Source organism: Brevibacillus sp. FIR094, assembly GCF_050477165.1.
Classification (GTDB): domain Bacteria; phylum Bacillota; class Bacilli; order Brevibacillales; family Brevibacillaceae; genus Brevibacillus.
In genome coordinates this window covers 1-25,191 of the sequence record NZ_JBEAES010000013.1, presented here as the reverse complement: position 1 = coordinate 25,191, position 25,191 = coordinate 1, and the positions used below count along the sequence as shown (strand labels likewise).

The 25,191-nt window shown below is 47.9% G+C and carries 24 protein-coding genes, 1 pseudogene and 1 other annotated feature; of the genes and pseudogenes, 1 reads left to right on the top strand and 24 read right to left on the bottom strand.

All coding sequences use genetic code 11. The features are described 5' to 3' along the window. Positions 1-107: 107 nt before the first annotated feature. From ACQ5DJ_RS13465 to ACQ5DJ_RS13450, 4 genes and pseudogenes are all read right to left on the bottom strand, one after another. Positions 108-620, bottom strand: coding sequence for a hypothetical protein (locus ACQ5DJ_RS13465; RefSeq protein ID WP_429843026.1), 513 nt, complete (start codon positions 618-620; stop codon positions 108-110). A 112-nt stretch (positions 621-732) separates the two neighbouring features. Further along, entirely contained in the window at positions 733-1,542 is an 810-nt protein-coding gene (locus ACQ5DJ_RS13460) for an alpha/beta fold hydrolase (protein WP_429842913.1), read from the bottom strand. A 72-nt stretch (positions 1,543-1,614) separates the two neighbouring features. Further along, a pseudogene (locus ACQ5DJ_RS13455) lies at positions 1,615-2,672 on the bottom strand (P1 family peptidase). Between the two features lie 35 nt (positions 2,673-2,707). Continuing rightward, positions 2,708-3,643 carry a dipeptidase gene (locus ACQ5DJ_RS13450; RefSeq protein ID WP_144617017.1) on the bottom strand — a complete coding sequence of 312 codons (936 nt, stop codon included), beginning with the start codon at positions 3,641-3,643 and terminating at the stop codon, positions 2,708-2,710. Between the two features lie 196 nt (positions 3,644-3,839). On the opposite strand from ACQ5DJ_RS13450, the gene ACQ5DJ_RS13445 reads away from it, so the two are divergent. After that, on the top strand, positions 3,840-4,733 hold the full coding sequence (locus ACQ5DJ_RS13445; RefSeq protein WP_007716122.1) for a LysR family transcriptional regulator: 894 nt from the start codon (positions 3,840-3,842) through the stop codon (positions 4,731-4,733). A gap of 178 nt (positions 4,734-4,911) precedes the next feature. Here the strand turns inward: ACQ5DJ_RS13445 and ACQ5DJ_RS13440 are convergent, their stop codons facing one another. The 20 genes from ACQ5DJ_RS13440 to ACQ5DJ_RS13345 form a co-directional block, all read right to left on the bottom strand. After that, entirely contained in the window at positions 4,912-6,099 is a 1,188-nt protein-coding gene (locus ACQ5DJ_RS13440) for an ABC transporter permease (RefSeq protein ID WP_429842912.1), read from the bottom strand. Further along, positions 6,080-7,285 carry an HlyD family secretion protein gene (locus tag ACQ5DJ_RS13435; protein WP_429842911.1) on the bottom strand — a complete coding sequence of 402 codons (1,206 nt, stop codon included), beginning with the start codon at positions 7,283-7,285 and terminating at the stop codon, positions 6,080-6,082. The genes ACQ5DJ_RS13440 and ACQ5DJ_RS13435 overlap by 20 nt, the downstream gene beginning before the upstream one ends. Positions 7,286-7,379: 94 nt before the next feature. Beyond that, complete coding sequence (locus ACQ5DJ_RS13430; RefSeq protein WP_429842910.1) at positions 7,380-7,892, bottom strand: MarR family winged helix-turn-helix transcriptional regulator; 513 nt, start codon at positions 7,890-7,892, stop codon at positions 7,380-7,382. Positions 7,893-8,166: 274 nt separating this feature from the next. Continuing rightward, positions 8,167-9,141 carry a Gfo/Idh/MocA family protein gene (locus ACQ5DJ_RS13425; protein WP_429843025.1) on the bottom strand — a complete coding sequence of 325 codons (975 nt, stop codon included), beginning with the start codon at positions 9,139-9,141 and terminating at the stop codon, positions 8,167-8,169. A gap of 274 nt (positions 9,142-9,415) precedes the next feature. Then, positions 9,416-12,496 carry an isoleucine--tRNA ligase gene (gene ileS, locus ACQ5DJ_RS13420; protein WP_429843024.1) on the bottom strand — a complete coding sequence of 1,027 codons (3,081 nt, stop codon included), beginning with the start codon at positions 12,494-12,496 and terminating at the stop codon, positions 9,416-9,418. 70 nt (positions 12,497-12,566) lie between these two features. Continuing rightward, positions 12,567-12,825, bottom strand: a binding site (T-box leader). Positions 12,826-12,886: 61 nt separating this feature from the next. Further along, on the bottom strand, positions 12,887-14,092 hold the full coding sequence (locus ACQ5DJ_RS13415) for an MFS transporter (RefSeq protein ID WP_429842909.1): 1,206 nt from the start codon (positions 14,090-14,092) through the stop codon (positions 12,887-12,889). 31 nt (positions 14,093-14,123) lie between these two features. Continuing rightward, positions 14,124-14,687, bottom strand: coding sequence for a thioredoxin family protein (locus ACQ5DJ_RS13410; protein ID WP_429842908.1), 564 nt, complete (start codon positions 14,685-14,687; stop codon positions 14,124-14,126). 29 nt (positions 14,688-14,716) lie between these two features. Next, a complete protein-coding gene (locus tag ACQ5DJ_RS13405) occupies positions 14,717-15,106 on the bottom strand; it encodes an IDEAL domain-containing protein (protein WP_429842907.1) in 390 nt (129 codons plus the stop codon). Between the two features lie 62 nt (positions 15,107-15,168). Continuing rightward, positions 15,169-15,606 (bottom strand): RrF2 family transcriptional regulator, encoded by a 438-nt coding sequence (locus tag ACQ5DJ_RS13400; protein ID WP_069845731.1) that lies wholly within the window; start codon positions 15,604-15,606, stop codon positions 15,169-15,171. 246 nt (positions 15,607-15,852) lie between these two features. Beyond that, positions 15,853-16,089, bottom strand: a complete 237-nt coding sequence (locus tag ACQ5DJ_RS13395; protein WP_429842906.1) for a GNAT family N-acetyltransferase — start codon at positions 16,087-16,089, stop codon at positions 15,853-15,855. Between the two features lie 72 nt (positions 16,090-16,161). After that, complete coding sequence (locus tag ACQ5DJ_RS13390; protein ID WP_429842905.1) at positions 16,162-17,142, bottom strand: quinone oxidoreductase family protein; 981 nt, start codon at positions 17,140-17,142, stop codon at positions 16,162-16,164. A gap of 32 nt (positions 17,143-17,174) precedes the next feature. Further along, positions 17,175-17,762: a DUF1802 family protein gene (locus ACQ5DJ_RS13385; RefSeq protein WP_429842904.1), complete on the bottom strand. Its 588-nt coding sequence runs from the start codon at positions 17,760-17,762 to the stop codon at positions 17,175-17,177. A 39-nt stretch (positions 17,763-17,801) separates the two neighbouring features. Beyond that, positions 17,802-18,860 carry a multifunctional transcriptional regulator/nicotinamide-nucleotide adenylyltransferase/ribosylnicotinamide kinase NadR gene (gene nadR / locus ACQ5DJ_RS13380; RefSeq protein WP_429842903.1) on the bottom strand — a complete coding sequence of 353 codons (1,059 nt, stop codon included), beginning with the start codon at positions 18,858-18,860 and terminating at the stop codon, positions 17,802-17,804. Beyond that, the gene (gene pnuC, locus ACQ5DJ_RS13375) at positions 18,848-19,561 is read right to left on the bottom strand and encodes a nicotinamide riboside transporter PnuC (RefSeq protein ID WP_429842902.1); all 714 of its coding nucleotides are present in this window, start codon (positions 19,559-19,561) and stop codon (positions 18,848-18,850) included. The genes nadR and pnuC overlap by 13 nt, the downstream gene beginning before the upstream one ends. Beyond that, positions 19,558-20,418, bottom strand: coding sequence for a TIGR02452 family protein (locus tag ACQ5DJ_RS13370; RefSeq protein WP_429842901.1), 861 nt, complete (start codon positions 20,416-20,418; stop codon positions 19,558-19,560). The genes pnuC and ACQ5DJ_RS13370 overlap by 4 nt, the downstream gene beginning before the upstream one ends. A gap of 24 nt (positions 20,419-20,442) precedes the next feature. Continuing rightward, the gene (locus tag ACQ5DJ_RS13365; protein WP_429842900.1) at positions 20,443-21,351 is read right to left on the bottom strand and encodes an NUDIX hydrolase; all 909 of its coding nucleotides are present in this window, start codon (positions 21,349-21,351) and stop codon (positions 20,443-20,445) included. 360 nt (positions 21,352-21,711) lie between these two features. After that, positions 21,712-22,146: a VOC family protein gene (locus ACQ5DJ_RS13360; protein WP_429842899.1), complete on the bottom strand. Its 435-nt coding sequence runs from the start codon at positions 22,144-22,146 to the stop codon at positions 21,712-21,714. Positions 22,147-22,281: 135 nt separating this feature from the next. After that, on the bottom strand, positions 22,282-23,154 hold the full coding sequence (locus ACQ5DJ_RS13355; protein ID WP_429842898.1) for an AraC family transcriptional regulator: 873 nt from the start codon (positions 23,152-23,154) through the stop codon (positions 22,282-22,284). A gap of 297 nt (positions 23,155-23,451) precedes the next feature. Beyond that, complete coding sequence (locus tag ACQ5DJ_RS13350; protein ID WP_429842897.1) at positions 23,452-24,198, bottom strand: IS630 family transposase; 747 nt, start codon at positions 24,196-24,198, stop codon at positions 23,452-23,454. 12 nt (positions 24,199-24,210) lie between these two features. Beyond that, positions 24,211-24,525: a helix-turn-helix domain-containing protein gene (locus ACQ5DJ_RS13345; protein WP_429842896.1), complete on the bottom strand. Its 315-nt coding sequence runs from the start codon at positions 24,523-24,525 to the stop codon at positions 24,211-24,213. Between the last annotated feature and the right edge of the window lie 666 nt (positions 24,526-25,191).

The window sequence follows — 25,191 nt, the reverse complement described above, 5'->3', positions numbered from 1 at the left end:
CATCACTTCCACGCTTACTTCCCGCTCCTCATAACCAGTAAAACCGACGAAATCATGTGAGGGGCTGATCATCCAGGGAACTTCGACAGGAACAACTTTCATTTGACTCATCGATTTACGTTCGCTTCAAAGGACACCATTTCATCAAATGTAATCCCAAGATAGCTGTACTTTATCTTCACTCTGTTTATCGCTTCATGATGAATAACACTAAGTCCATAACTTTCATCGTTTTTCGTAGCAGTACCCTCATCTAATTTTTTAAAATAAGCAGAAGGAGATGTACCAGCCTTCATCACTATATCCTCTATATTCTGAAATCCATACGGTTTGGAGACCTGATTATCATAATCATCCGTTATGATGAACCCTTGCATGGCATTACTAACTTGTACTTTTGTTTTTGATGGCTTTTCATCGTTATTGACTGAAACACCTAATATTTTCATTTCACCAAAGCCCTTATTACCAATGCCCACAACAACAGATTTATGATCATTGCTTGAAGTAAGGGTATCAATATCCAATGGCGGATTACCTTTCACAAGAAAATAAAAACCTCCCATAAATATTGCTATAAGTAGTACAGAAATCCACAGTTTCTTCTTCAATTTCCCCATCCTTAATCTTTGTTTTTTCATGTCTATTGAAAACCATATGTTGGTAAATTCAATAAAAAATAGCCAATATCCTGCACCAAAGCAGAAATATTGGCCATCTAACCCCACTCATTCAAGAGTTAATAAACTCCACCAGCTTCTTATTAAAATCATCCGCCTGACAAATCGGCATGCCGTGCCCACTGTTTTCAAACGGAAACAGCTTTGACCCTTTGATTTGCTGCTGGGTGAGTTCGGCGCTTTTGAATGGAATCAATTGATCGTGAATCCCATGAAAGATTCCGGTTGGCACACGGATTTGACTCAAATCATTGATTACATTCTCTCTCGCTGCTGCTTGCATGATTTTGATGAGCGCATAGGAAGCGGAGTCCAACCCCATTTTGACAAACCACTGGAGCGTTGCAGTGCCTAAATTTCGATTGAAAAACTGCAAAGAAACCGTGTTAAGTAACTCAGGCAAATTGGCGTACATCTGACTGATCAGCCCATCCGCTTGCTCCTTCGGGACGCCGTATGGAGAACCCGGCATTTTGACAAAGGAAGGAGAAACCGCATCCACTAACGCTAATTTGGAAATATGACGCCCTTCATAACGAGACATATACCGAATTGAAATCGCTCCACCCACCGAAAAACCTAACAAGACAGCATCTCTTATCTTTAATGCTTCCAATACGACATAGATGTCATCTGCTAAGCGATCATACGTATAGCCGTTCCAAGGTTTGTCCGATTGGCCGTTGCCGCGGATGTCCATGGCAACACAGCGGAACCCCTGCTGGGGCAGTACGTTGAATTGGTAGGAAAACATGTTATGGTTGAGCGGCCAGCCGTGAACAAAAAAAATCGTTTTGCTATTCGGACCAGGATTGAGGTCTTCAACGAAAACCGTGACACCCTTTTCGACTTCAATGTACATAACCCTACCTCCTATTGCACACCATGCACCTCTTTACACTCAAAGTATGTCACCAGTTGTAGGGTTATGTTACTACTCTCCTATATCCTGACTCGGATACGCATGAACGATGCGTCCTTTTCTTCCCGTTGTCGTGACTGCTTGCGAAAGAGAATGATAGATGGCTTCCTCTGTCGCTTCTGCTGCAGCAGCAAACAGTTCGTTCATGATCGGGTGATCCTCGCGTAGTTGCACGCGAGTTTCTGTAACGGCTGTTGTCTGATGTGGGATTTTTTGCGCTGTGGAAAAAGCGATAACGATGTCGCCGCTCCCGTGCCCAAAATGGCTCCCCGTTCGTCCCAAGCCAATTCCTGCGCGCTTCGCTACCCGAAGCAGTTGGCGATCACTCAATGGAGCATCTGTTGCCACGACGATGATGATGGAGCCATCCTCGGACTTGTCCACTGCCATTTCTTTTCGGAGGCCGCTTGCAAACACCTTTTCACCCAGGAAGTCATTTTTATTGCCGAAGTTACTGAGAACGAGTGTCCCCAATGTATACAATTGCTCCTCAGCCACAACGATACGAGAAGACGAGCCGATCCCACCTTTATAGCCAAAGGCAATCATCCCCGTCCCTGCCCCGACAGCTCCTTCTTCTACGGCCTGGTCCGTTGCGTTCTGAATCGCTTCTCTCGAATCTTCCGGGCGCACGACACAGCGGCGAATGGAATTGAGATGACTATCGTTGCATTCGCCCACGACAATGTTGATCGTCCCGGTCGTGTCCCCGATCTCTTCGTTCGTATCCAGCATGTATTGCAGAGTCCCTTGTGTAACCGCTGGTACGGAAAACGTATTGGTGAGCATGATCGGCGATTCCAAAACACCCAGCTCATTTACTTGCACGAGTCCTGTCGTTTTGCCGAAGCCGTTGATCACATAGCTGGCTGCAGTTACCTTTCGCGAAACAGGCTGCCACCATGTGGCAAAATCGCTGTCACACCGGTGCATGCATAATCCTCGTTGTCTAGCTCATGCTGAATCGTTACATGTCCCACTCGGACTCCGGCTACATCCGTAATATCATTTTTCTCTCCGACGGGCAGCCTCCCGATTGTCGCACCGAGTTGCCGAATTTTTTTCGTCATGCATTCCATTCCTTTCGTAAGGCTGTGCCGATCACTTACACGGGACGATTGCGCAAAAAGTTCTCATAGGCAAACCCGCGCACTTCTTCTTCCTTATAATGCTTGAGCAGCTCGTTGATCAGGTTTTGGCTCTGCCCCGCATGCTCCAAGCTCACGACCTTTGCGGTAATCCCGTCGAAGTCAGAGCCGAGCCCGATATGACGCACGCCACCGAGCGAACAAAAATGATCGATGTGCTTGATCAGATCATCTATCGTGGTTGGTGTCGTTTCATTGATAAACTGGGTGCAATAGACGACGTGTACATTCGCACCTTTGGCAAATAACGCTTTTGCCTGTTCATCCGTCAGGTTGCGTGGATGGTCACAGATCGCTCGTGCATTTGAATGACTCGCAATCGGGTATGTAGCGAGCTCAATCGTATCCCAGAAGCTGCCCTCCCCTAGATGCGAGACGTCCGTCAACATTTTATGCTCATTGTGAAACTGAATGATTTCCTTGCCAAAGGTCGTCAGTCCGGCATTTCTCGGTTCCAGCGCACCATCCGCAGCGAGATTTGCGAAGTTCCAGGTGAGGCCCACAGAGCGAACCCCTAACTGATACAAAATGTGCAGCTTCTTCAAATCGTTGCCGATTGGCTCTACACCTTCCAATGTCAGCAATGCCCCGATCTCTCCCTCTTGCAAATGATCGAGATCGCTCCAATCACGGATTTGTTTCATTTCTGGGTGTTTCCCGAGAACCTCTGTATAAAAGTAATGAATTTGATCCAAAGCTTTTTGAAAACGTTGCTCCGTGGACAATTCAGGTGATGTCCAGATGGCATAGCACTGTAGCTTTACCCCGCCATCGTGTAGCCGTTTCCTGTTGACGTCCAGCTCGTCCGCATCCGCAAAGGACAAAGCCCCATTTTTTTCCCAAATTTTCAGCAGTGCATCACAGTGCAAATCGATAATCGGCATTTTGGTCATTTGTATCCATCCCTTGTGCTAATTTCCTTTGAGAACACTCCCTATTCTGTTAATGTTAAGGTAATGTATTTTGGAGAGCGAATCCAATAAATTATTGCTATAAGTTACTTAAGAAAACATTATCGAGGCTTATTCGAGGCGGAGCGACTGCCTTTTTTTGGAAAGTTTAAAAATTCACACAATGGAGCCACTACTCATGAATATGGAGCAAATTGAAGCATTCATCTTTGTCGCCCTGACCGGGAGCTTCAGCAAAACCGCTGATTTGCTCTATCTGTCACAGCCCACGGTCAGCATGCGGATCAAAGCACTCGAGACGACTATGGGCTGCAAGCTGTTTCAACGTACGGGTCATACGATTTCTCTTACAAAAGAAGGCGATCTGTTCCTTCCCTATGCGAAAAACATCATGCACATGCTACAAGAGGGTCAGCAAGCGATTCAGCGATCGCAAGGCGATGTAGAGGGAGAATTGACCATCTCCACCGTTTTTGTCTCCGCCTTTTACATTTTGCCTGACCTCGTCCAGCAATTCCAGCAATTGTACCCCAAAATCAAACTGACGATCCTCACCGGGCATTCCCATCAGGTGCTCGATATGGTTCTGAACCACGAGGTGTCATTCGGAATCGCTCGTGCCGTTACCCATCCACAGATTAACCGGATTCAGCTGATGCCTGATGACATGGTCTTAGCGATTTATCCCGATCATCCGTTTGGATTCCGCCATCAGGTTTCCATTGAAGAAGTCGCACGTGAACGACTGATCTTGTTCAATAGGGGTTCGCTCGACTGGAAGCTGATCAACAATGCGTTCAGCCATTTTCAGCTACAAAACAATGTCGTCATGGAGGCTGACAACATCGAGGTCGTGAAGCGGATGGTCAAACAACGGCTGGGCATCGCCTTTTTGCCTCGCTTTGCCATCTCCAAAGATTTGAGCGAAGGCGAGCTGCAGGAAGTAGACGTCCTGAATCTGCCGCAAATCAACCGGAACTTCGAGCTGATTTATCTCAAAGATACACCTGTTCACGGGATTATGCGTACGTTTATTGATTTTTTGATGCAGAGCAAAGCTTTGCAGCAGTAGGGAGAAAACAGAGGATGCTCTTTAAGACACCTGCGCAGAATCCATCAAAAGTGCTGGTCCTCCTGAAGGTGAAATGGATGGAAAAAAGCCGATATTTGTTCGTTGAACAATATAACAGCGGCGACCTATGACCTGAAATAAAGTCTTAGACTCGCCGCTACATTGCTAAGCTATCGATCTAGTCTACTGAGTTAATACCCTGCCCTCTAACCAGAACTGGTTCATTCGTATTTTTCTCTTTATGCCCAAGCTTTCGTTTTTCGCGCAGCATGCAAAGGATCAGCAGCAAGGCCAAAATCCCTGCATACAGCAGCAGCGCACCGATTTCTTTTTGAAAATAAGACAGCTCTCCTCCACGCAAGCCCATCCCGCGGATAAAAGCGAACAGCCAGGTAAATGGGATAGCTTTGCCCACGATCTGCAAGGCGACAGGCAACAAGGCAACAGGCGCCTGCACTCCCCCGAGCAGCATCGACGGCAAGAGAAAAAGAGTTACCCGGAAGGCTGCCTTCGCCGGAGTGGCTACATTCCAGCTGATCAGCATGGGCAGCAATCCCGCCACGACTGAGTATAGGAATAGCGGCAGCAAAAACTCCCATGGATTGCCGGTAAAGCGAAAGGAGCCCAGCACCTTCAGAACGCCCAATGAGAAAAAGATGCCAATCGTCCCGACCAGGGCATACGGGATCACTCGGCTGAACAAGGCGAGTGGGTTTTCCAGCTCTCTGCCCAGTCTCCCCTCCACACGAAGCCGCGGAATAATTTGCAGGCACTGAAAGGTGTAGATCCCGAGGCAAATCAGCATGACATACCCGATGACATTGGAGTTGATCGGATCCATCGTAGGATTAAACAGAAGTCGCTGCTGGAGGGAAATGCCCGCGATGGTTGCATTTATCTGGTCATCGTTCATTCCGATTGCTTTTAAACGCCCCATTGAAGAACCGATATTTTCTGTCGAGATGACCTCGGCAACTCCCGTCCGCAACGTGCCGACCGCAGCGGCATTCGCGTTGTCAACGAACAGGCCGATATTGCTTTGAATACCCTTGTAGCGGTTTTGCTCCAAACCTTGTGGTATGTACAGAACTCCCATAAATTCTTCATTGTAGAGCAGCTCATCCGGCTTCACTGCATGCAGAAAAACTGCCGCTACATTCACGTACTGGGAAGCATCCAGTCGATCGATCAGCTGCCTGCTGTACAAGCTGTTGTCCTGATCGATGACAGCCAGTTTTCCCTCCGTAATCTGGTTGTTGCTGAAAATATAGCCGAACACGACCGCGACGATCAGCGGAACAATGAGGGCAAGCGTGATAAATTTTCCTTTCCATATATGCGAAAATTCATCGCGCAGCGATTTCATCCGTTTTCACCTCCACTGTCATGCCCGGCAGGAGATCGTCCGCTCTTTTTACGTAGACCCGCACCTGGAAAGAGCTCAGGTCCGCCTGTCCTTTCTCCCTGCTCATTCGCAGATTGGCAAATTGCGGTGCAGCCGTAATGAATCGCACATCTCCTGTAAGATCGTGGTTTAGGGCTAGGACATGTCCTGTCACCTGCGCTCCGACCTTGAAACTCGGCACTTGTGTCTCGGAAACGTAGATGTCGTAGAAAAGGTTGTCCGTCTCCAGCAGAACCACCGTACCCCCTATTGCCACGTTCTCTCCGACTTTCGGCACTACCTTGATTGCTTTGCCGTCTTGCGGTGCTTTCAATGTCAATCGCTCCCGCTGTGTCTGCAGCGTTTTCAACTGAATTTCAGCCGCTTCTTTTTGCTTTTGCAAAATATCTGCATTCATCGCGTTATTCGTCAAATCATCGCGAGCCTGCTCCACTTGCGAAAGCACGGTTTTCGCCTTTTCCGCAGCGATGCTGGCTTGCTTTCTTTCTTCGGCAGTAGCCCCTGCCTTGAGTTTTTTCAACACCTCTTCTTGCTGGGCTAATGCATTCTGAAATGTGGATAGGGCTGTCTCTGCACTGTCCAGACTTGCCTTTGCCACCGCTCCCTCGTCAAACAGCTTTTTCGTCCGATCAAATGTTAGCTGTGCATTTTCTAATGATTTGCGCGCATCTGTCACAACAATTTCTTGGCGGTGTACATCCTCATCCCGCGCCCCTTTGTTTATCTGCTGCTGGCTGGTTACTGCAGACTCGACCCCCAATTTTGCTTGAAGCTCCTGAGTCGATACTTTATGCCCGCCATTTCGCACAGAATCCTGGATTTGCTTGATTTTGACGTCCATCTGCTCCAAATCCTTCTGGGCTTTGGCGATTTGCAAATCCAGATCGGTTGAATCGAGGTGCATGAGCACGTCTCCTTTTTTCACTCGCTGTTCTTCCAGCACCTCTACTTGTGTGACACGGCCTCCTACTTGTGTGACACGGCCTCCTACTTGTTGAAAAGAAACATTCACCTGCTCTGCCGTCAAAATACTCTCTTTTTGCGTGGCCGCCACACTAACCGCATCTGTGCCGTTCGTATTCAGCAAAAGTCCGCCTCCGATCAGGCAAATGACCAAAACACCAACTAAAACCAGATTTCTTTTCATTCCAAACCCTCCACACGAAAGCTCGTCTATTGTCGTCAAATAAATGATTTGGCGGTATAAAGTTGACCACCAAACTACTTCTACAAAAAAAGGATTACTCTAACCGAGTTATCCCTGTCTGGATTTTTCCGAGCAGCCCAATCAATATTTTTCTCTCTTCTGCTGTAGTTTCTGCCAATACTGTAGTTATCCGTACCAGCTGCTCTGGCAAAATGGAAAACAACAGGTTCCTGCCAGTCTCCGTAAGATAGATCGTGATTTTCCTGCGATCATGCGGATGATTGCGCCTCTGGACATAGCCCTCTCGCTCCAGGCCATCCAAAAGACCGGTAATGGTCCCTCTCGTCACGTTCGCTCGCTCTGCCAATTCGGATGGCGTCAGTTCTTCTTCTCGAATCTGCTGATTGGTGTACAACAGTATCAGCAAATTGAGCTTTGCCTGCGAAAAATTGTATTTGGCAAGGTACTTCCCCATGGAATTGTACATGTCGTTAAAAGTTTTTATGAGGTACAGCCATGTTTCTGCCCCGGAAATATCATCTTCTGTTAGTTCATGCTGCATTTCTTTTAAAAGAATGTCCGAAGCAAGATCACTAAAAATAAACATTGACGAAGATTCACCTGCCTTCCATTTTAGTTTCTGACCATATAATATGGCACCAAATCACTATACGTCAATCCCTTTTTGTTCATCCATTGCGGGAAGGCCTGGAGCAAAATCTGGGTCTCGTAATTGCCAAAGCGCGTCGAATTAGTGGAAGCAGGCGTTCCAGCAGCGGAAAATCTCCCTGGGGTGGAGTTCACAAACAGAAAAGAGCAGTCGCCAGGATGTGATCCCCCTGCCTACCTGCTCTTTTTTCGTGGACTTTTCCTGCTAATTTCTATTTGATGTAGTGTACTTTTTCATGTCCAAGCAATGCTTCCAGCACTTGCTGTACTTTCACGCCTGTCTCAAACGTAACCAGTCTGGCATCTCCACCTTTAATCGCTATGGACAGTTCATCCAACAGCAGGGAGAGACGGTCTTGCTGTGGAACTTCAGCCGGAACGAGCGTTTCGCCGTGTCCACCCACAAACAGATTGCTCCAGTTCACGACACTCAACGTTCCTTTTGACCCGTACACGCGATAATCCAGATGCTCCTCATGCGCGATACCGGCTAAGCCATTGATCGTAACCGGAGTACCATCTGTCAGACGCAGGAAGGCCGATACACCTGTCTCGCATAGGTCATGATCTGCTGGATAATCTACCTCTGACCGGACTACATGCAGGTCTCCGAAGAGCTCGTAAGTCAGGTGAGTGAAATGAGGGAGCACTTCACGGATGAAACCGCCTTGCTCACGACCAGCCAGCCAAGGAGTTTGCTGCCATGGACGCGGCCACTGGTGAAAATGCGTCAGGATATCGATGCGGCAGATGTCTCCGATTTCTTCGAGTCTGCGGGAGAGCTCAGGAAAAACGCCTTGATAGTAGAGCGGGAAGTTCATCGCATGGACAACCCCTGCGTCATTTGCTGCTTCCAGCATTTCTTGCGCTTCTGTCAACGAATTGGCCAACGGCTTTTCGCAGAGCAAATGCTTTTTGTGCGCCAGTACATCCAGCGCAATTGCGTGATGGAATTTGGGAGGGACAGCCAAATAGATGACGTCCAGCTCTACTTTTTTCAATAATTCCTTATAATCTGTGTACCAAGGCACATCGCCGGACTTTTGCGCGGCCTCCTGTGCTCTTTCCGCAGATACATCACTTACTGCGGCTACTCGAAATTTTTCGTGGGTACGGATCGCGTTCATCATACGCTCGCCCATGACGCCTGCGCCAATAACCCCAACGTTCCATTTCACTTGGTCCATCTGCATTTCCTCGCTTCCTGGTGAATGTTCGTCTTCGTGCCTCTACCCCTTTCTCCATTTGTCTGAACATTCCTCCTGAATGGCTCAGATTGACAGCTGATTCTGGGATTCCCCGTTGGTTAGAGATTTTTAGTTGCGGTTGATTATGAAGTCGTTTAGTTTGATTCAGAGATATTACATGACTGATACTGCGTTAATACGACATGAAAAGAAAACAGCTAGGGAACCGGTGTACCAACCATGTTCCCTAGCTGTTATTTATCCAACTGCTTCGTTACCCAATGTGCAAACTAAATGTTTTATCTCCGAACGAAACGGTCTCCATGTCTGCTACTTTCGCAAAGGACACGCCCGAAACGAGTACACTCTCACGCAAAACATGATCAAATCGCTCCAAAGCTGCTCGTAGCTCATCGTCCACATCCAGTGTGAGCTGGACACGCTTATCGATAGGCAAATCCAGCTTTTTGCGTGCATCCTGAATGACACGGATGACTTCACGAACCAAGCCTTCTTGCTCAAGCTCTTCTGTAAGCGTTGTATTCAAAGCCACGTGGAGTTGATAGCCGGATGCAGAAGCGAAGCCTTGCTTTCCTTGCTTTTCCACGAGCAGCTCATCTAGCGTAAGCCGCACACTCTCACCTGCGACAACCACATCCAAGTAGCCATTGTCCATAGCTTTCTCTGCATCGGCAGCATTCAATGCTTTTAAAAATTCTTGGATTGCCCCAACGAGCTTGCCGTATTTTTTCCCAGCTATCTTCAGGTTGAGCTTGAAATGATACGTCACAAAGCTGCTATCGCTTTGCTCCACCCGAATGTTTTTGACATTGATCTCGTCTTGGATAATGCCAGCAAAACGCTCGAGATTAAATGGCTGCTCCATCGATACGATCAGCTCGGACAGAGGCTGTCTGGTCTTGAGTCCGGTTTCGTTGCGGACATTTCGCGCCAGCTCCACGATGTGTCGAGCCGTTTCCATGTCCCGCTCAAGGGTTTCGTCGATTGCTTCTGTGTTCACCTTCGGATAGTCTGTCAAATGAACACTGCCTTCTCCCCCCAGATTGCCATACATATCTTCAGCAATCAGCGGCGCGTATGGTGCGATCATCTTCGCCAGCGTCAGTAGCACTCCCCGTAGCGTCTGGTAAGCAGACACTTTGTCAGGTGTCATCCCACTACTCCAGAAACGATCCCTCGAACGACGGATGTACCAGTTGCTCAGCTCGTCGACAAATGCTTCGATATGCCCCGCTGGATTCATGAAATCGTAGGTTTCCAGACCTTTGACTACGTGCTGCAAGGTGGTATTCAAGCGGGAAAGTATCCAACGATCCAATTCGTTTACAGGCGCTTGCGGCAGATACTCCTCTGGTTTGAACGAATCGATCAAGGCGTATAACGAATAAAAAGCATGCGTGTTATGGATCGTATCGATCACTTTGTACTTCGCCTCGGCGACGATCCGCTTGGAGAACCGCTTGCTACTCCACGGCGCACTGTCAGACAAGAGCGCCCACCGGAACGCATCTGCTCCGAACTCCTCGATAACCTCCCACGGATCGATCCCGTTTCCTTTGCTTTTGGACATCTTTTGACCGTGTTCATCCAAAACATGACCGGTAGAGATGACCGCCTTGTAAGGAGCTTTTCCGTTATACAGAGTAGAAACTGCCAACAAGCTAAAGAACCAGCCCCGTGTCTGATCGATTCCTTCCGAAATGATGTCCGCAGGATACTGCTCCTGGAATACCTTTTCGTCGCCGAATGGATGATGGTACTGAGCAAACGGCATCGAACCGCTGTCGAACCACACATCAATGACCTCAGGCGTTCGCTCCATCGTACCGCCGCAGGAGCAACGCAGCTTCACCTCATCCACAAACGGCTTGTGTAGCTCCAGACTCTCGTCGAGTGGTGCCACAGATTTCTCGCGCAGCTCTTTTACACTGCCTGGCGCATATTCGCAGCCACACTCCTGACAAAGCCATAGATTGAGCGGCGTCCCCCAATACCGATTGCGGCTGATATTCCAGTCTACAAGTTCTTCGAGAAATTTCCCAAAGCGACCTTCGCGCAAGTGGCCCGGATACCAGTCGATCTTGCTATTGTTTTCGATCAGCTGATCCTTAATCGCTGTCGTTTTGATGAACCAGCTCTCCATTGCGTAGTAGAGCAGCGGCGATTTGCAGCGCCAGCAAAACGGATAGCTATGTTCGTAGCGCTCCTTGGAAAACAGCAGTCCGCGATGCGACAAGTCTTTTACGATATCGACGTCGCAATCCTTTACGAAGCGGCCCGCGAAATCCGAGATTTGATCGGTATATCGTCCAGCCAAATTCACGACGTTCACGAAATCAAGTCCATGCTGACGGGTTGTGCGATAATCATCCTCCCCGTGCGCTGGTGCAGTATGCACGATGCCAGTTCCGCTCGTATCACTGACATAGTCCGCATCGACGACGATATGCCCATGGTTTACCTTGATATAGCCAAAAGGCGGCTCATACTGGGTACCGACGAATTCTGTACCTTTGTGGTTGGACAAAACCTCGTAGTCTTCTTTGAACACTTTCTCCGCGAGATTTTTTGCTACGACATACACTTCATCCTTGTGCTTGACCCGCACGTAATCGAGCTCTTTGTTAACAGCCAAAGCCACGTTGGCTGGAAGTGTCCATGGTGTCGTCGTCCACGCGAGAAAGATGTCATCGCTTGTCTTGCTTTTGAATTTAACCGTCGCACTCAAGTCCTTCACGTCTTCATAGCCTTGCGCCACTTCATGGGAGCTGAGCGTCGTCTGGCAATCCGGACAATACGGACTGACACGATGTCCTTTGTACAGCAGTTCTTTTTTATGAATTTCTGAAAGGATGTGCCAGACGCTTTCGATGTAATCGTTGGTCAACGTCACATATGGATGCTCCATATCTGTCCAATAAGCGATCCCTTCCGTCAGCTCACGCCATTGTTTTTCGTACTCAAATACGCTATTTTTGCACTCCTCGATGAACTTGGCCACTCCGTAGTTTTCGATCTCCTGCTTACCGGAAATACCAAGTCGCTTCTCCACCCCAAGCTCTACCGGAAGACCGTGTGTATCCCAGCCTGCTTTGCGGACGACACGGTAACCGGACATCGTTTTGTAACGTCCAATGAAATCCTTGATGACCCGTCCGAGCACATGACCGATATGCGGCTGTCCGTTGGCGGTCGGAGGGCCTTCATAAAAGACGAAATTAGGCTTTCCCAACCGATTGTCCATCGACTTGCGGAATGTATCCTCTTTCCTCCACTGATCCAAAACGCGTAACTCTCGCGTTCTTGCTTTTTCTTTTACGTCTACTTTCCTCATCATGTACACTCCTTCTTCTTGTAGTGTGCGTAGAAGTGTAGGTTCATAGAACGCAAAAAAATCCCGCCCCCTAAGGGACGAGATTTGATCTCGCGATACCACCCTTGTTCCGAAAAGCTCATGTAATCATGATTTTCCGGCACCTCTACTACGTACCATCATACGCGTCCCTTGTAACGGTGGGATTCCGGGTCAGCTTACTCCAGATGCTTCAGCTTTCCTTCTCGGAGAGGATTTTCCGCTAAGTCTTGAACGTTGGCTTTCAGCACTAGGGCCAACTCTCTGGGGAACAAGGGGATTAGCTTACTCTTTCTCGTCAATGAATTTGTTGGTGTTGGTGTTTTGTTTATTACCTTACTTTTTACACTGGTTTCAAAAAAATGTCAAGGGTTAGACTGCGACGCGCTTCACGCTGCGACGGCTTTCCACCTGCGACAAGAACAAGCTGAGAATCAGGATAATCGCTCCGAACAAATACGGTGCATTCAAATGAACCCCGTACAGCGTACCTGCCACGGCTGGGCCGAAAATATTTCCCAGACTCATGTAAGCATTGTTCATTCCTGCTACGAAGCCCTGTTCGTCCCCTGCTCGCTTGGAAATCAGCGTGTTGATTGCCGGACGCATAATCGACGTCAGGGTAAAGAAGATAACTGTCATAATCAGCATATACCAGAAGTTACCAGACAGCAGCATCAGCACCATCGATACGGCAGACATGAAGAACGTCCAGTTAATGAGCTTCTTCTCGCCAAAACGAGTAATGAGCTTGCCGATCAGCGCTCCCTGCACAATCGTACCTGCAAGTGCTCCCACTGTGATAATGATGGAAATATCACGCGGAGTATAAGCGAACTTCGCATCAACGAACAGCGGGAAAATGACTTCAAAGTTCGCCAAGCCAAATGTCATCGTAAAGATCAGCACCAGCATGATGAAGTACGACGATTGAAACGACTTGCCGAGTTGTACGAAGATGTTTTCCTGCTTCTCTTTGCCTTTTCGTGCCGCGAGCTGCTTTTCCTTCGGAAGTGATTCTGACAAGAAAAAGATGGAACCGAGTGTGGCTACCGCACCGACTGCCGCAGAAATGTAGAACGGCATACGCAAGCCAAGCTCCGCCAAAAATCCGCCAATACCAGGTCCGATAACAAATCCGAGCGACATGGCAGCTCCGAGCATCCCTAGTCCTTTTCCTCGTTTGTCCTCTGTCGTGATGTCTGCTACATACGCTAGCATGGACGGAATCATCGCCGCTGCCCCGATTCCGCCGATCAGACGAGAAAGGTAGAGCACCCAAGTCTGTTCAGCTAAGGCAAAAACCAGATTGGAGATCGTAAACAGGACGAGTCCCGATACAATCATGATTTTTCGACCGTACTTATCTGACCATTCCCCCGCAATCGGAGAAAAAAGAAATTGGGTCACACCAAAGGCCGCCACCAAGTATCCAGCCGTCTCGCCACCCGCGCCGAACTCTTTAAGAAATTCGGGCAAAATTGGAATAATCAAGCCAATTCCCAGCATCGCAATAAACATGTTGATCATTAGGAAGAGAATCGGTCGCTGACTATTCTCTTGTTTACTCATATTCATTTATCCATTCCTATCCTATAGATTTTTCTCTTTAGCCTTGCAGCTTCGCTTTTACACTCTCAATCACCGTACGCCAAATGGCAGGGTCTGTAGATATCTTTTGCTTGAAGTTGCGGTACAACTCCTTTTGCTTTTCCTCAAAATCTGGAGCGTCTGCAGCCGGCAATCCTGCACGGGCTGTCGTAATCATTTCCTGTACTTCTGGAGCGCGCGGGCCCCAAACTCTTGCCTCGTAGCCATCCTGATCGAGGAAAATAAAGATCGGGATCGCACGTGCTGTGCCATTGGTCAGGTATTGATCCATCAACTCCAGATTTTCGTCACGGATGAGAAAGCGCAATTCGATGTTGCTTTCCTCGGCAATTCGCTGAATGACAGGAACGCACAAGGAAGCATCCCCACACCAGTCTGCGGTCAGCACGATCCCTTTCCAATTGCGCTGGGAGAGATCACCAAAGAACGCTAGGTCCTCCTTAGTAAATGTGAGCTGATCGTATACGCGGGACAGCTCTTCTTTGTTGACGTTCATGCTTTCTTTGTACGCGGCAAAGCTCATTCCTTTTTCAAACCAACTGTTCTGATTCACGTTAGACATACTCCGTACTCCTCCTGTATAGTGAAAAATTATTGCTCCCAAATAGCTGAAGTTCCCAAGCGATTGCGAATGGAAGAGCTTCTTGTTTTGCGGGCTTCTTTCCCTGACGCCTGTTTCATGGTGCTTGCCTTGGCAGTCAGGTCCATAAACCACTCTCTATCTTTGGTTGCGAGGGCGAGGTCGATCAAATCATGCATGTGTTCTTCATCATCAAAAGAACCTACCGCAATGCGTTCCATCCACTGTCTCGGAATCACCACCTGCTTGCCGATCGTCTCTTCGTTGTCGCATTGAACCACATAAACTTTCGCGGTACCTCGCAATGAATCATCTGTTTCGACGAAGCCTTGAACTAACTCGCCGAATTTGGTTTTTCCCAATACCCATTCTCCGACTTCCAATAACTCATCTCGATTCATTCTCGTGCACCTCCTAATTGTAACGGAAATCATTACAGTTTCCACGTTAAAAATTTGTAAGGTTACTGTTGCGAATTCTCCTGACATCCTTGACGGACTTTATCTAATACGGTCTGGATCGTGATTTGTTCCAAATACTTCGTAAAGTACATCTCTGCTTCGGTAAAAATCTGATCCATAACTCCGTGCATATTCGCAGAAACCTGACACGCTTCTTGCGGATCTCCCGAACACCAATGCGGTTTCAGCGTACCGTTCGAGATCGAGCAATAAATCTCGGCCAAAGTGACCTCATTCGGGTCGCACGCGAGGATATAACCGCCGCCAATTCCCTCTTTGGTCTTCACAAATCCGTTCTTACGCAGAATGCTCATGATTTTGCGAATTCTGGCAGGATTGGTACATACATTTTTTGCGATGAGCTCACTGCTTGCCATATGCTCTGGTATATGAGCCAACAAAGCCAAGCTGTGAACAGCTATGGTAAATTCACTATTCACGTCACAGACGGCCTCCTTGCGAAGAGTACTGTAATAATAATTCGTACAGTTATGAATGTCAACAATTGTGTGGGGGCAAACTTTTTAAAAAGCCGGAGGCTTTCATTTCGCGGTGGTCGGGGGGAAGCGCAGGCACATGTTTTTCAGTCGCCTTTTTCCTCACTATGTTCGGGCGGTCTCCTTCCAAACATGTACCTGCGCTTTTCGGACAGCAATTGCTTCTGCGATGCATTTTAAAAGAGATTTTTAATAAAAAGGATAGCCTCTTTTTTGGTAAAAGCCCATGGCGTGCAGGTTATCGTTGGTGGTGACGAGCTTCATGCGGTGGCAGCCTTTTTCTTTGGCGGTCCGCGCTACTTGATTGAGAAACGCGGTCCCGATTCCTTTGTTTTCGAACACACTGTCCAGGGAAATGATTTCACATGCCTGATCTTCGAGTACATAGGAAATAAATCCGTTGATTGCACCATCTTCACCCTTCACTGCGTAGCATTCACCTCTCAAAAATGATAAAGAGAAAGCCCCCGCTTGTGAGTCAGCAAGGGCTCCACATTATTACGAACGCACATCCAGCAGTACTTTTCCCGTGCTCGCCCTGCTCTCGACCCACGCATGGGCACTCGCTGCTTCTTCTAATGCAAAATGCTTACCGATCTTGATGTCGAGCTGGCCATTCGCTAAATACTCCAAGACTGGCTTCGCTGTATCCTGCAACAAGTGTGGGCGCAGCTTACGTGTCGTACCAAAGCTGAAGCCTAATACAGAGCGGCAGCTGGCATGCAGGTCGATGGTCTTGATCTGGCCGATTTCGCCGCTGGCATTGCCGAAATGGACGAGTCGGCCGTACCAAGCGAGACACTCGAGACTGCGCTCGCTCACCGTTCCGGAAATCGAGTCCAAAATGACGTCGGCTCCCGCACCATCTGTCAGCTCACGTACCTTTTCCACAAAATCTTCGCGATCATTGCAAATCACATGGTCAGCACCGGCTGACGAGACAAGTTCCGCCTTTGCTTCATTACCAACTGTGCCAATGACACGTCCTGCTCCGAGCAGCTTGGCTAATTGAATCGCCGTCGTCCCGATTCCGCCTGCCGCAGCGTGAATCAGTACGGTTTCCCCTTTGGCAACGCGGGCAACCTTCGCCAGTAGCTGGTACGAAGTAAATGACACGACTGGGCAAGCGGCAGCTGTTTCCGTGCTGATTTGATCTGGGAGGGCAAAGGTCAAGCTCTCATCCGCCACGATATACTCGGCGTAAGATCCGTTGGCTGGAAATGCGATGACTCGTTGTCCCACCTTCAGGCTTTGCACCTCTGTCCCTACCTGTTCGATCACGCCAGTCGCATCGAGTCCTGGAATAAACGGCAGCTTGGCTGCTCCCTTTTTTCCATATCTGGATTTGATATCGGCAAAATTGACACTGGTCATCTCGACGCGAATCAGGACCTGTGTAGGTGACATGGTCGGCATCTCGACTTCCGTATATTTCATCATTTCTGGCCCGCCTAATTCCGTTACCAAGATCGCTTTCATGAGAACCCTCCAGACAAGATTGGGATGGAATGTTATTTTTGCAGAATGGTCATGATCGCAGCTTTTTTCTTTGCGAACTCCTCGTCAGAAAGCACAGGGGTAAACGCAGCTCGCGGAATGTCCACCAATAGATCATGCCAAGATTTGCAGCCTTGGTAAGCAGCGTCAATCGGGATTTCTACCGGCTGCTCTAATCGATACATTCGCACGAACAAAATGTGCAGTGGATGTTTTTTCTTCCAATGCAAACGCACATCTGCAAAATTATCCGTCCAGATGTGGAAGGGCGAAAGCGCACGCAGCTTGGCTTCGTCCATCAGCTCTACACCGTCAGTTACTTCGGCAAAATATTCGATAGTCACCGTCTTCTTGTCCATTGTCCAGCCTTCGAGGGTCGCGTCTAACAGGTGTTGGTAGTCTGCCTTTACCATGTCGCGCTTCTGGTGCTCATAGGTCGGATACAAATAAAATTGATTGTTTTCCAAGCGGAATTCTCGTGTTTCTTCGTATAATCCACCCTTGCGGATCGTGATGATCTGCTCACCTTCTCCAAGTGCTTTGACGGCGACTGCCCATTCCTTCAAGCTAAGGGGGGATAGCGGCTGTACGATCGACTGCATGCAGCACGGCTCCCTTCTACTGTCAGAATCATTATGACTTTAGTCTAGTCCAATTCCAGCTCGTTGAGAAGTCGTCTTCAACAGTTGATCGACATGCTGCATAGCTCCTTGCAGTCTCTCGGCATAATTTCCTCGCAGTGTCACGTACGTAATTCCCCGCTCATCCAGCATCTGGCGCAGCTTTTCATGATTGTGCAGGCGCACTTGCTCCTCTCCGTGCACACGCAGTCCATCATCCACCCATGCGACATCTGGCTCCATGAACAACCACAAATCGTATGCTTGCTCTTCGGCAACCTGGTCGAGAACAGGGAAGGTTTGCCCGGTGTACAGTTCGGAGTAAAACTGGGTGACAATCGCTTCGGTATCGATGAACAAGAGCTTGTTGGCTTTCTGGAGCGCTTCGTACTCTTTCATTTTGTGGCCGTACGCGATATGCGGAAAATACTCCGGTGTCAAAATCGTATCGCACCCCCCGACCTCTTCGCAGATTGTACGCCCATACTCCTCGACAAACGTAGTGTTGTAGATTTTCGCTAGATAACGGGTCAAGGTCGATTTCCCGCAGCTCTCTGTTCCTACCACCACTACCTTTTTAACGAAATAGGGTTGAACAACAGCAGGAATGTGCTGCCAATGGGTGTAGACTCCTTCGTTGCGGATTCGGGTAGCGGAAATTGGTACTTGGCAGCGCGATTCATCGAGAATGATGTGCGCTGCCTCCGGGTATAAACGGTGAAAAATCGAATCATAGGAGGGCTCGGAGCTGAAAACCAGATCGATTTTTTTCCCGATCTTGCGCTTGATATCCGCTGCTCCCGTCTCCCAATCGTAGCTCTCATCACTATCTGCACAATCCTCAACTGCAATCACTCGAACATTCTCCATGTCCTTGACCAGCGTGGACAGCCATCTCAAGCGCACTTCATAGGGAATTGGCTTAATTCCTGCCTCCTCACACAGCTTTCGGTCACGAATCGGGCTATGCGAGAGAACGACGTACAGTTCGTCGCAGCGGCAGGCAGCCTGTGTAATCGCGTATACATGTCCTTGATGCAGTGGCAAAAATTTGCCGCCAATGAAGCCTACGCCCCCCATGTCTGCTCCTCCCTTTGCTTACGGTATTGCCGAACCCAGTTCATCAATCCGTAGATGGCATTCACCAAATAAGCGGACCACATGACCAGCATCGAGATATCGCTTCCGTCCTTCAAAAACGCTACCAGCCACATGTAGATCGTGAACAAATCAATGATGATCCAGACCACCCACTGCTCGACCAAGCGCTTCACCATAAAGAGCATCGCGATGACGGAGAGAACGGCCGTCAAGGAATCGACAAAGGGCAAGGCCCCACCCATTTGCTTCAATACAAACCCGTAGGCAATCGTTGCGATGATACTCAAGATCGTCCACCAGATGCGCGCACGGTTGGACAAAATCGTAATCTTGACGTCATTTTGTTTGACTTCAGATACGCGGTTTTTACGCCACAGGTAGAGTCCTATGAATTGCATCGGCAAAAAATAGAGAAGATTCAGCATTACTTCGCCATAGTACTTTTGCCCATAGGCCACGAACGCGTACAAAACCACATTGATGATACCCGGGTAGTAACTCCACGTCTTTCCTTTGGCGACGAGCACGACACTCAGCATCCCTGTCAAAGACGCGATCAAGCCAATTAATGTATCATCCAGTGCAAAATACAAATAGACGGTAACGAGTGTAAACGAGATGAGCCATATTTTTTCAAACCAATTCCAGTCTGCTAAAAAGCCGGTGCTTTTCGCATTCATGCGAATCTCTCCTTGAACGCTCGCAGGTTTTCCTGGCGCGCAGAATTGTCGTAGACGGCAAAAACGATGTGGTCAAAAAGCTGTGCATGCTGCTCCTCGATCAAAACAGTCGCAAAGTAATCTGCTACGTCCTCCGCTTTGTTGCGGAATACTCCGCAGCCGTACGCTCCCAAAATGATCGTCCCGTGGTTGTGAATGGCTGCTGCCCGCAAAATTTTTCGGATGCGTTCCTTCATGACAGGGCCAATCTTCGCGATGTTTTCAGGCTCTCGCTCACGAACAACCCCCGCATTCACAGCAGGCGCCGTAACAAAAGACAAGAGGTATGGATCATGCAAAAGCTGGTCGCTTTGGTCCCGGAGCACAGGGACCAGCGGTGAATAAATCATGTAGTCGGAATAAAAGCAGGTTTTCAACTGGCGATGAAAGGTGTACATTTCCTGCATTTGCACGATGCAAGGATACAGCCCGGAGGAACGCGCCAAGCTCTCTTCCTGCGCCTGGCTCCCTCCGAGGAATCCTCCGCCCGGATTTTTGGCGGAAGCAAAATTCAAGCATATGGCATCTGCTCGTTTCTCTTGAACGACGAGGCGTTTGGCTGCATCCAGGCTGGATTCCGAGGTTACCTCCACCTTGGCACGCAGCTGTGCAGCTGTTGTTTGATGCGATGGCAGTTGCACGGTGTCTGCTGCCAAATCATTTGGACGATACAAGATCGACTGGCTGATTGCAGCAGCCAGATCCTCCGTAATGCTCTTCTTTTCTCCGGCTTTGTTCATGTAGTAGCCTTGCTCTATGATTTGCAGCGTCTCTTGTGCGATTCGTACGCGAACACTTCGATTGTGTCCCTGATTCATTGTGATTTCCTCCCTGGTACGGGGCTACGTCTGATCCATCCATTCCGGATTAAAGCGGAAATACTTGGATGGGCGGTGCCCGGCATGTTTTCGATATTGATTCGTTTCTAGCACTTTGTCGGCTACCTTCCTGCGAAACGCCGCAGCCAACAGCTCACGTCCCAAAATCACTTCGTACACCTGTTGCAGATCGCTCAGCGTGAACAGCTCTGGCATTAAGGCAAAGGCAATGTCCGTGTATTCAATCTTGTTACGCAATCGCTCCAGTGCGTATTGAATGATTTTGGCGTGATCAAATGCAATGTTGTTCGTCTCTACAATTTCGCGGGTCTCACGTACGGTGCGACCCGTTACTGTTTTCGTGATCTTAATGGTGGCAGACAGCTCTTCGCTCTCGTGCACAAGTCGCAGCTCCAGCCATTTTTCAGTAATGGTACCGTCCGGGGTAGACGTCTTCGTTTCTTTCAGCCATTTGTCCTCGATGCGGTACCACTCCGCTTCATCTGCATCATCCCCTGCTTGCAGCTGTAAAGACGAGCTATCTACCAAGGCCATGTACGATGTGCTGATGACCCATGTCCGCGGATCTCTGCCCGTATCTCCCCAGGTGTAGAGCTGCTCCAAGTAAATGTCGTCTACGTTTGTTTCCGTACGCAGCTCTCGTCTGGCTGCCTCCTCGAGACTCTCCCCAGGTGTAACAAACCCACCTGGCAACGCCCATTGACCGATATACGGATGCTCCCCACGCTTCACGAGCAATATTTTCAACGACTTGGGAGAGAGCTTGCGGTAATTCTCCTCCAGCTCATCCATCACGGTGAATACCAGCATATCGACCGTCACAGACGGTCGCTCGAATTGGCTGACATCATAAGCCTCCAAGTACTCCTGTTCGGTTTGACCTCGTTTATTGACATTTGGTTTATCGTTCATCCAATCGCCTCTTTTAGCTGCTGAATTGTTGTTGCCTTTTTGTTATTAACAAAATGTTATTATCAAGTTATTGGTATCATATTACTCTTTCCTGTTTTTGGTGTCAACTAATAAAATCAGAGTAGGTTGTTATCAAAAAAGCTACGTAGTATTCAGTGAAAATAAAGTATTAGACCGGAACCCCTTATGGTACATGGAGTTCCGGTCTTCTATATCACTAGTAGAACGATCCTGAAATAACCTTCACGATCAGCTCTCCAAGCCATACTTCCAACGGAAAGGAACAGGATTGGCATACTGTAGAAAAAAAGGATATCCCGAAATGCCTCATATGAGCATTAACGGGATATCCTTTTGTGCTTAATTTACATACAAGGCGAGGAATCGCTTCTGTATTTCCTCAGGTTCTACAATTTCAATTGTGGTTGAGATCATCCAATAATGTCCGAACGGATCCTTCACACTTCCCGCTCGGTCACCGTAGAATTGATCCGCCATTGGATTAACGACTGTCGCTCCAGCAGCAATCGCCTGATGGAACACTTTATCTGCATCTTCGACATTCAGTTGGATACCAACCGTTGTGTTTCCAATCGTTTCCGGCCCTAAAATGCCGTATTCGGGATATTCTCCAGCGAGTTGTATTAGGGCTCCGCCGATTGTAATTTCAGCATGAGCCACTTTGCCTTCCGGCTCCGTCAAGCGATATCTCTCTACTGCATCGAATGCCTTCTTATAGAACTCAATCGCTTCCGCAGTATTCCTGATCCATAGAAACGGGGTTGCTTTATCCATTTAAATCCACCTCTCTCTTTCCCGGAATATGATGAGCCATATGCAAGTATGGCTAGATGCGATTCATCTGTTTGCCCGCCTCATATAAATATTCTATCTTTCCCTAAAACGAGGGTATAGTAAAAATTTGACCCTTTAGTTGGGGAGCGCAACATGATTCTGATGCATGCATTGCCTCAAGAGATATTCAGTAGGATTGAGGCTGCTGAAAGCCTGAAAATCTTTTATAAAATGCATCTGATCATAATAACCGCAAGCGATAGCGACATCCAACCAATTGACGCTCTTTGCGTGGTCTATTCTGTTCAAAACCTCCTGAAAACGGCGAAGACGACAGAAAAGCTTGGGAGTCAACCCCACTTCTGCTTTGAAAATTTGGATAAATCTTCGTTGGCTTAAACCGATTTGTCCGATCACATCCGAGAGAGGCCTTGTATGCGGCAAACTCAGAAATTCGTTAAGTGCGAAGCTTACTGCAGGATGTCGGATCAGAGGTCTGGATGCCAGCATGATAAGACTATCTTCAAGTGTTCGAAACTTATCATCCACCGTTTTTGATACAAACAGCGCCTCACGTAGTTCTTGGACTCTTACTCCCCACATTGTCTCCAGGGATACATGAATATTATGTAGTTCATTCACGGGCATGTTAAGAAATGGAGCAATACCCCCCGGTTTGAAATGTATTCCCAAAACCGTAGTCTCTGCGGAAGTATCAATAATGAAAAATTCCGAATGCGGACCGCAAATAACAGAACTGCCATATGTCCGCATCAGGTCCTTATGTTCTCTGTCAAACAAATTAATCTTAGCATCACTCAGGCTGATCACAAGTTCAATCGAACCATCAGGCAGCGCGAGCTCCTTCGAATGAGGCGGACTATATCCTTCGAAATACCAGAAATAATCAACAAAACCTGACAATGGAGCTTGTGGAGTATACGTACGTAACTGCATGGCATATGCGCGACAGGAGTCATGAAAGTCAAACCCGTGGAGTCGCTCCATCCTTTCCAGGGGAGTACTTTATAAACAAATGACCAATTCTTTTTTGCGTATGGAATGTTACAGATCAAATAAGAAACTGTGAAGCAAATGATAATTGCCATTGGAGCCACGATAACCAATTTGATTATTGGAAGAAGGTTTATATGATGAAACAAAAGCGTACAACTGACACCAATGATCGGGTGAATGATGTAGGCAGTATAAGCTGAACTCGATAAAATTTGCATGAATTTATTCGTACGGTTCCAACGAACTTGAAACCATACTAGTAGAACGATCCTGAAATAACGTTCACGATCAGCTTTCCAAGCCATACTTCCAACGGAAAGGAACAGGATTGGCATTCACTTCTTGAAGAAGCACCTGCTTCGTCATTTTGGCAAAGAAGCTTTCAATTACGTTCAACCAGGAACCGTGCTTTGGTGTAAAAACAAATTCAAAGCGACCCCGCACACTCTCCAAGTATGCATTCGTTTCTTTGGAGATATGGGCAGAATGGTTGTCCAAAATGATTTGAATGCGCAATTCCGGGCTATAGTGGGCGTCCAACTTCTTGAGAAAATCAACAAATTCACGGCTACGGTGTCGCTCTTCTACCGTACCGATAACTTCACCCGTAACCAGATCAATGCCGGCCAACAGACTTAGCGTTCCATGCCATTTATATTCGGAGTCGCGACCGATCGTCGGGTGTTCTCCGGGCACGGGGGGGCTTATCTTCGGCGGTATTCCCAATGGCTTAATTCCGGGCTTTTCGTCGTAAGGCAAATAAACGTCACATAGCGGCTTTAGTTCTTCGTTTTCCCAAATGTATTCGACTTGCTGATACACGCACAGCACTTCAGCACGTTTCGTGTCAAATTCAGGATCGCGGCGCTCCAAATAATAGCGGACCTTGTGAGGTTGCAAGTCATGAGCATTCAGCAACCGGTAGACACTGTTTGGCGACATACGAGAAAGGCACTCATGGCCAGCTGATACTGCATGATTTCGTACATGTTGAGCCAGGAGACGTTGGGTCCAAACTTCATACGAGTAACCCAACTCTTTGGGTTTCTAACAGGCAAGTGAGATGACCCATGCTTTGGCTTCGGGCGTCACGACAGGCGGTCTGCCGGAACGTTGTTCTTCTCCCAAGGCAGCCTCTGGCCCGAGTTCCAGTGCTTTATCGACACAACGATTCACCTTCGGGACGGTAGTACTGAGCATCTCTGCAATTTTCGGTATACTGAGGCCGTCGGCATAGTGAAGAAGCATGCGGGCTCGCTCCACCCGGCGGTATTCCTCCGTACATGCACGACTGATTTTTAGGAGCATATCCCGTTCGGTAATGGAAAGTTGTAATTTTTCTTTTTTCGATTGGAATGGCATGGTTTCTCTCCGACCAATAAAGGCTACGAAGATTATTCCATATTTCACCGGAATGTAGTTACATTATTTCAGGATCGCTTTACTAGATATTTGAAAATTAGTTTTAGACTCAACATTAGAAGCAATCCATGGCTCTAAACTGAATAATAAAGTTTTAGACTGACTCATTTTAACGCTCGAACCCGTCGCTTAATGATTTACTGCGATTCGATTAGTTTCCACCTACATTGCTTTTTTGAATTGCCTCAGATGGAACTAGGGACCGAATGACACCCTGCACGAATTTACGGAGTTATTCATTTAGAAGTATGAGAAAATATCAGTTCTCGAAGTTGCGTTAAAACGCTAGGTAAGTATTCTTGTGGATGCAAAAAAATCGCTGCCAACACGCTTATTGGTATGACTACAATCCAAATCAAACTTTTGTATAAGGGAAGTATTCGATTAATAAAAGCATGGTAACTATACTCGGAATCATGGCTAATAAGAAAGTGATTACCAACTTCTTCATGTGATGATCTCCTAATCTGGTTCTCTGGAGTTTCACTTAACATCTTATTTACATACTGCGATTTCCATAATGAGGTATTCGTGAAATGAATTAATCTATCCTGCCCGTTCGTATTATGAGGTCAGCCAGTTTTTACTGGTTGACCATTTTTAATA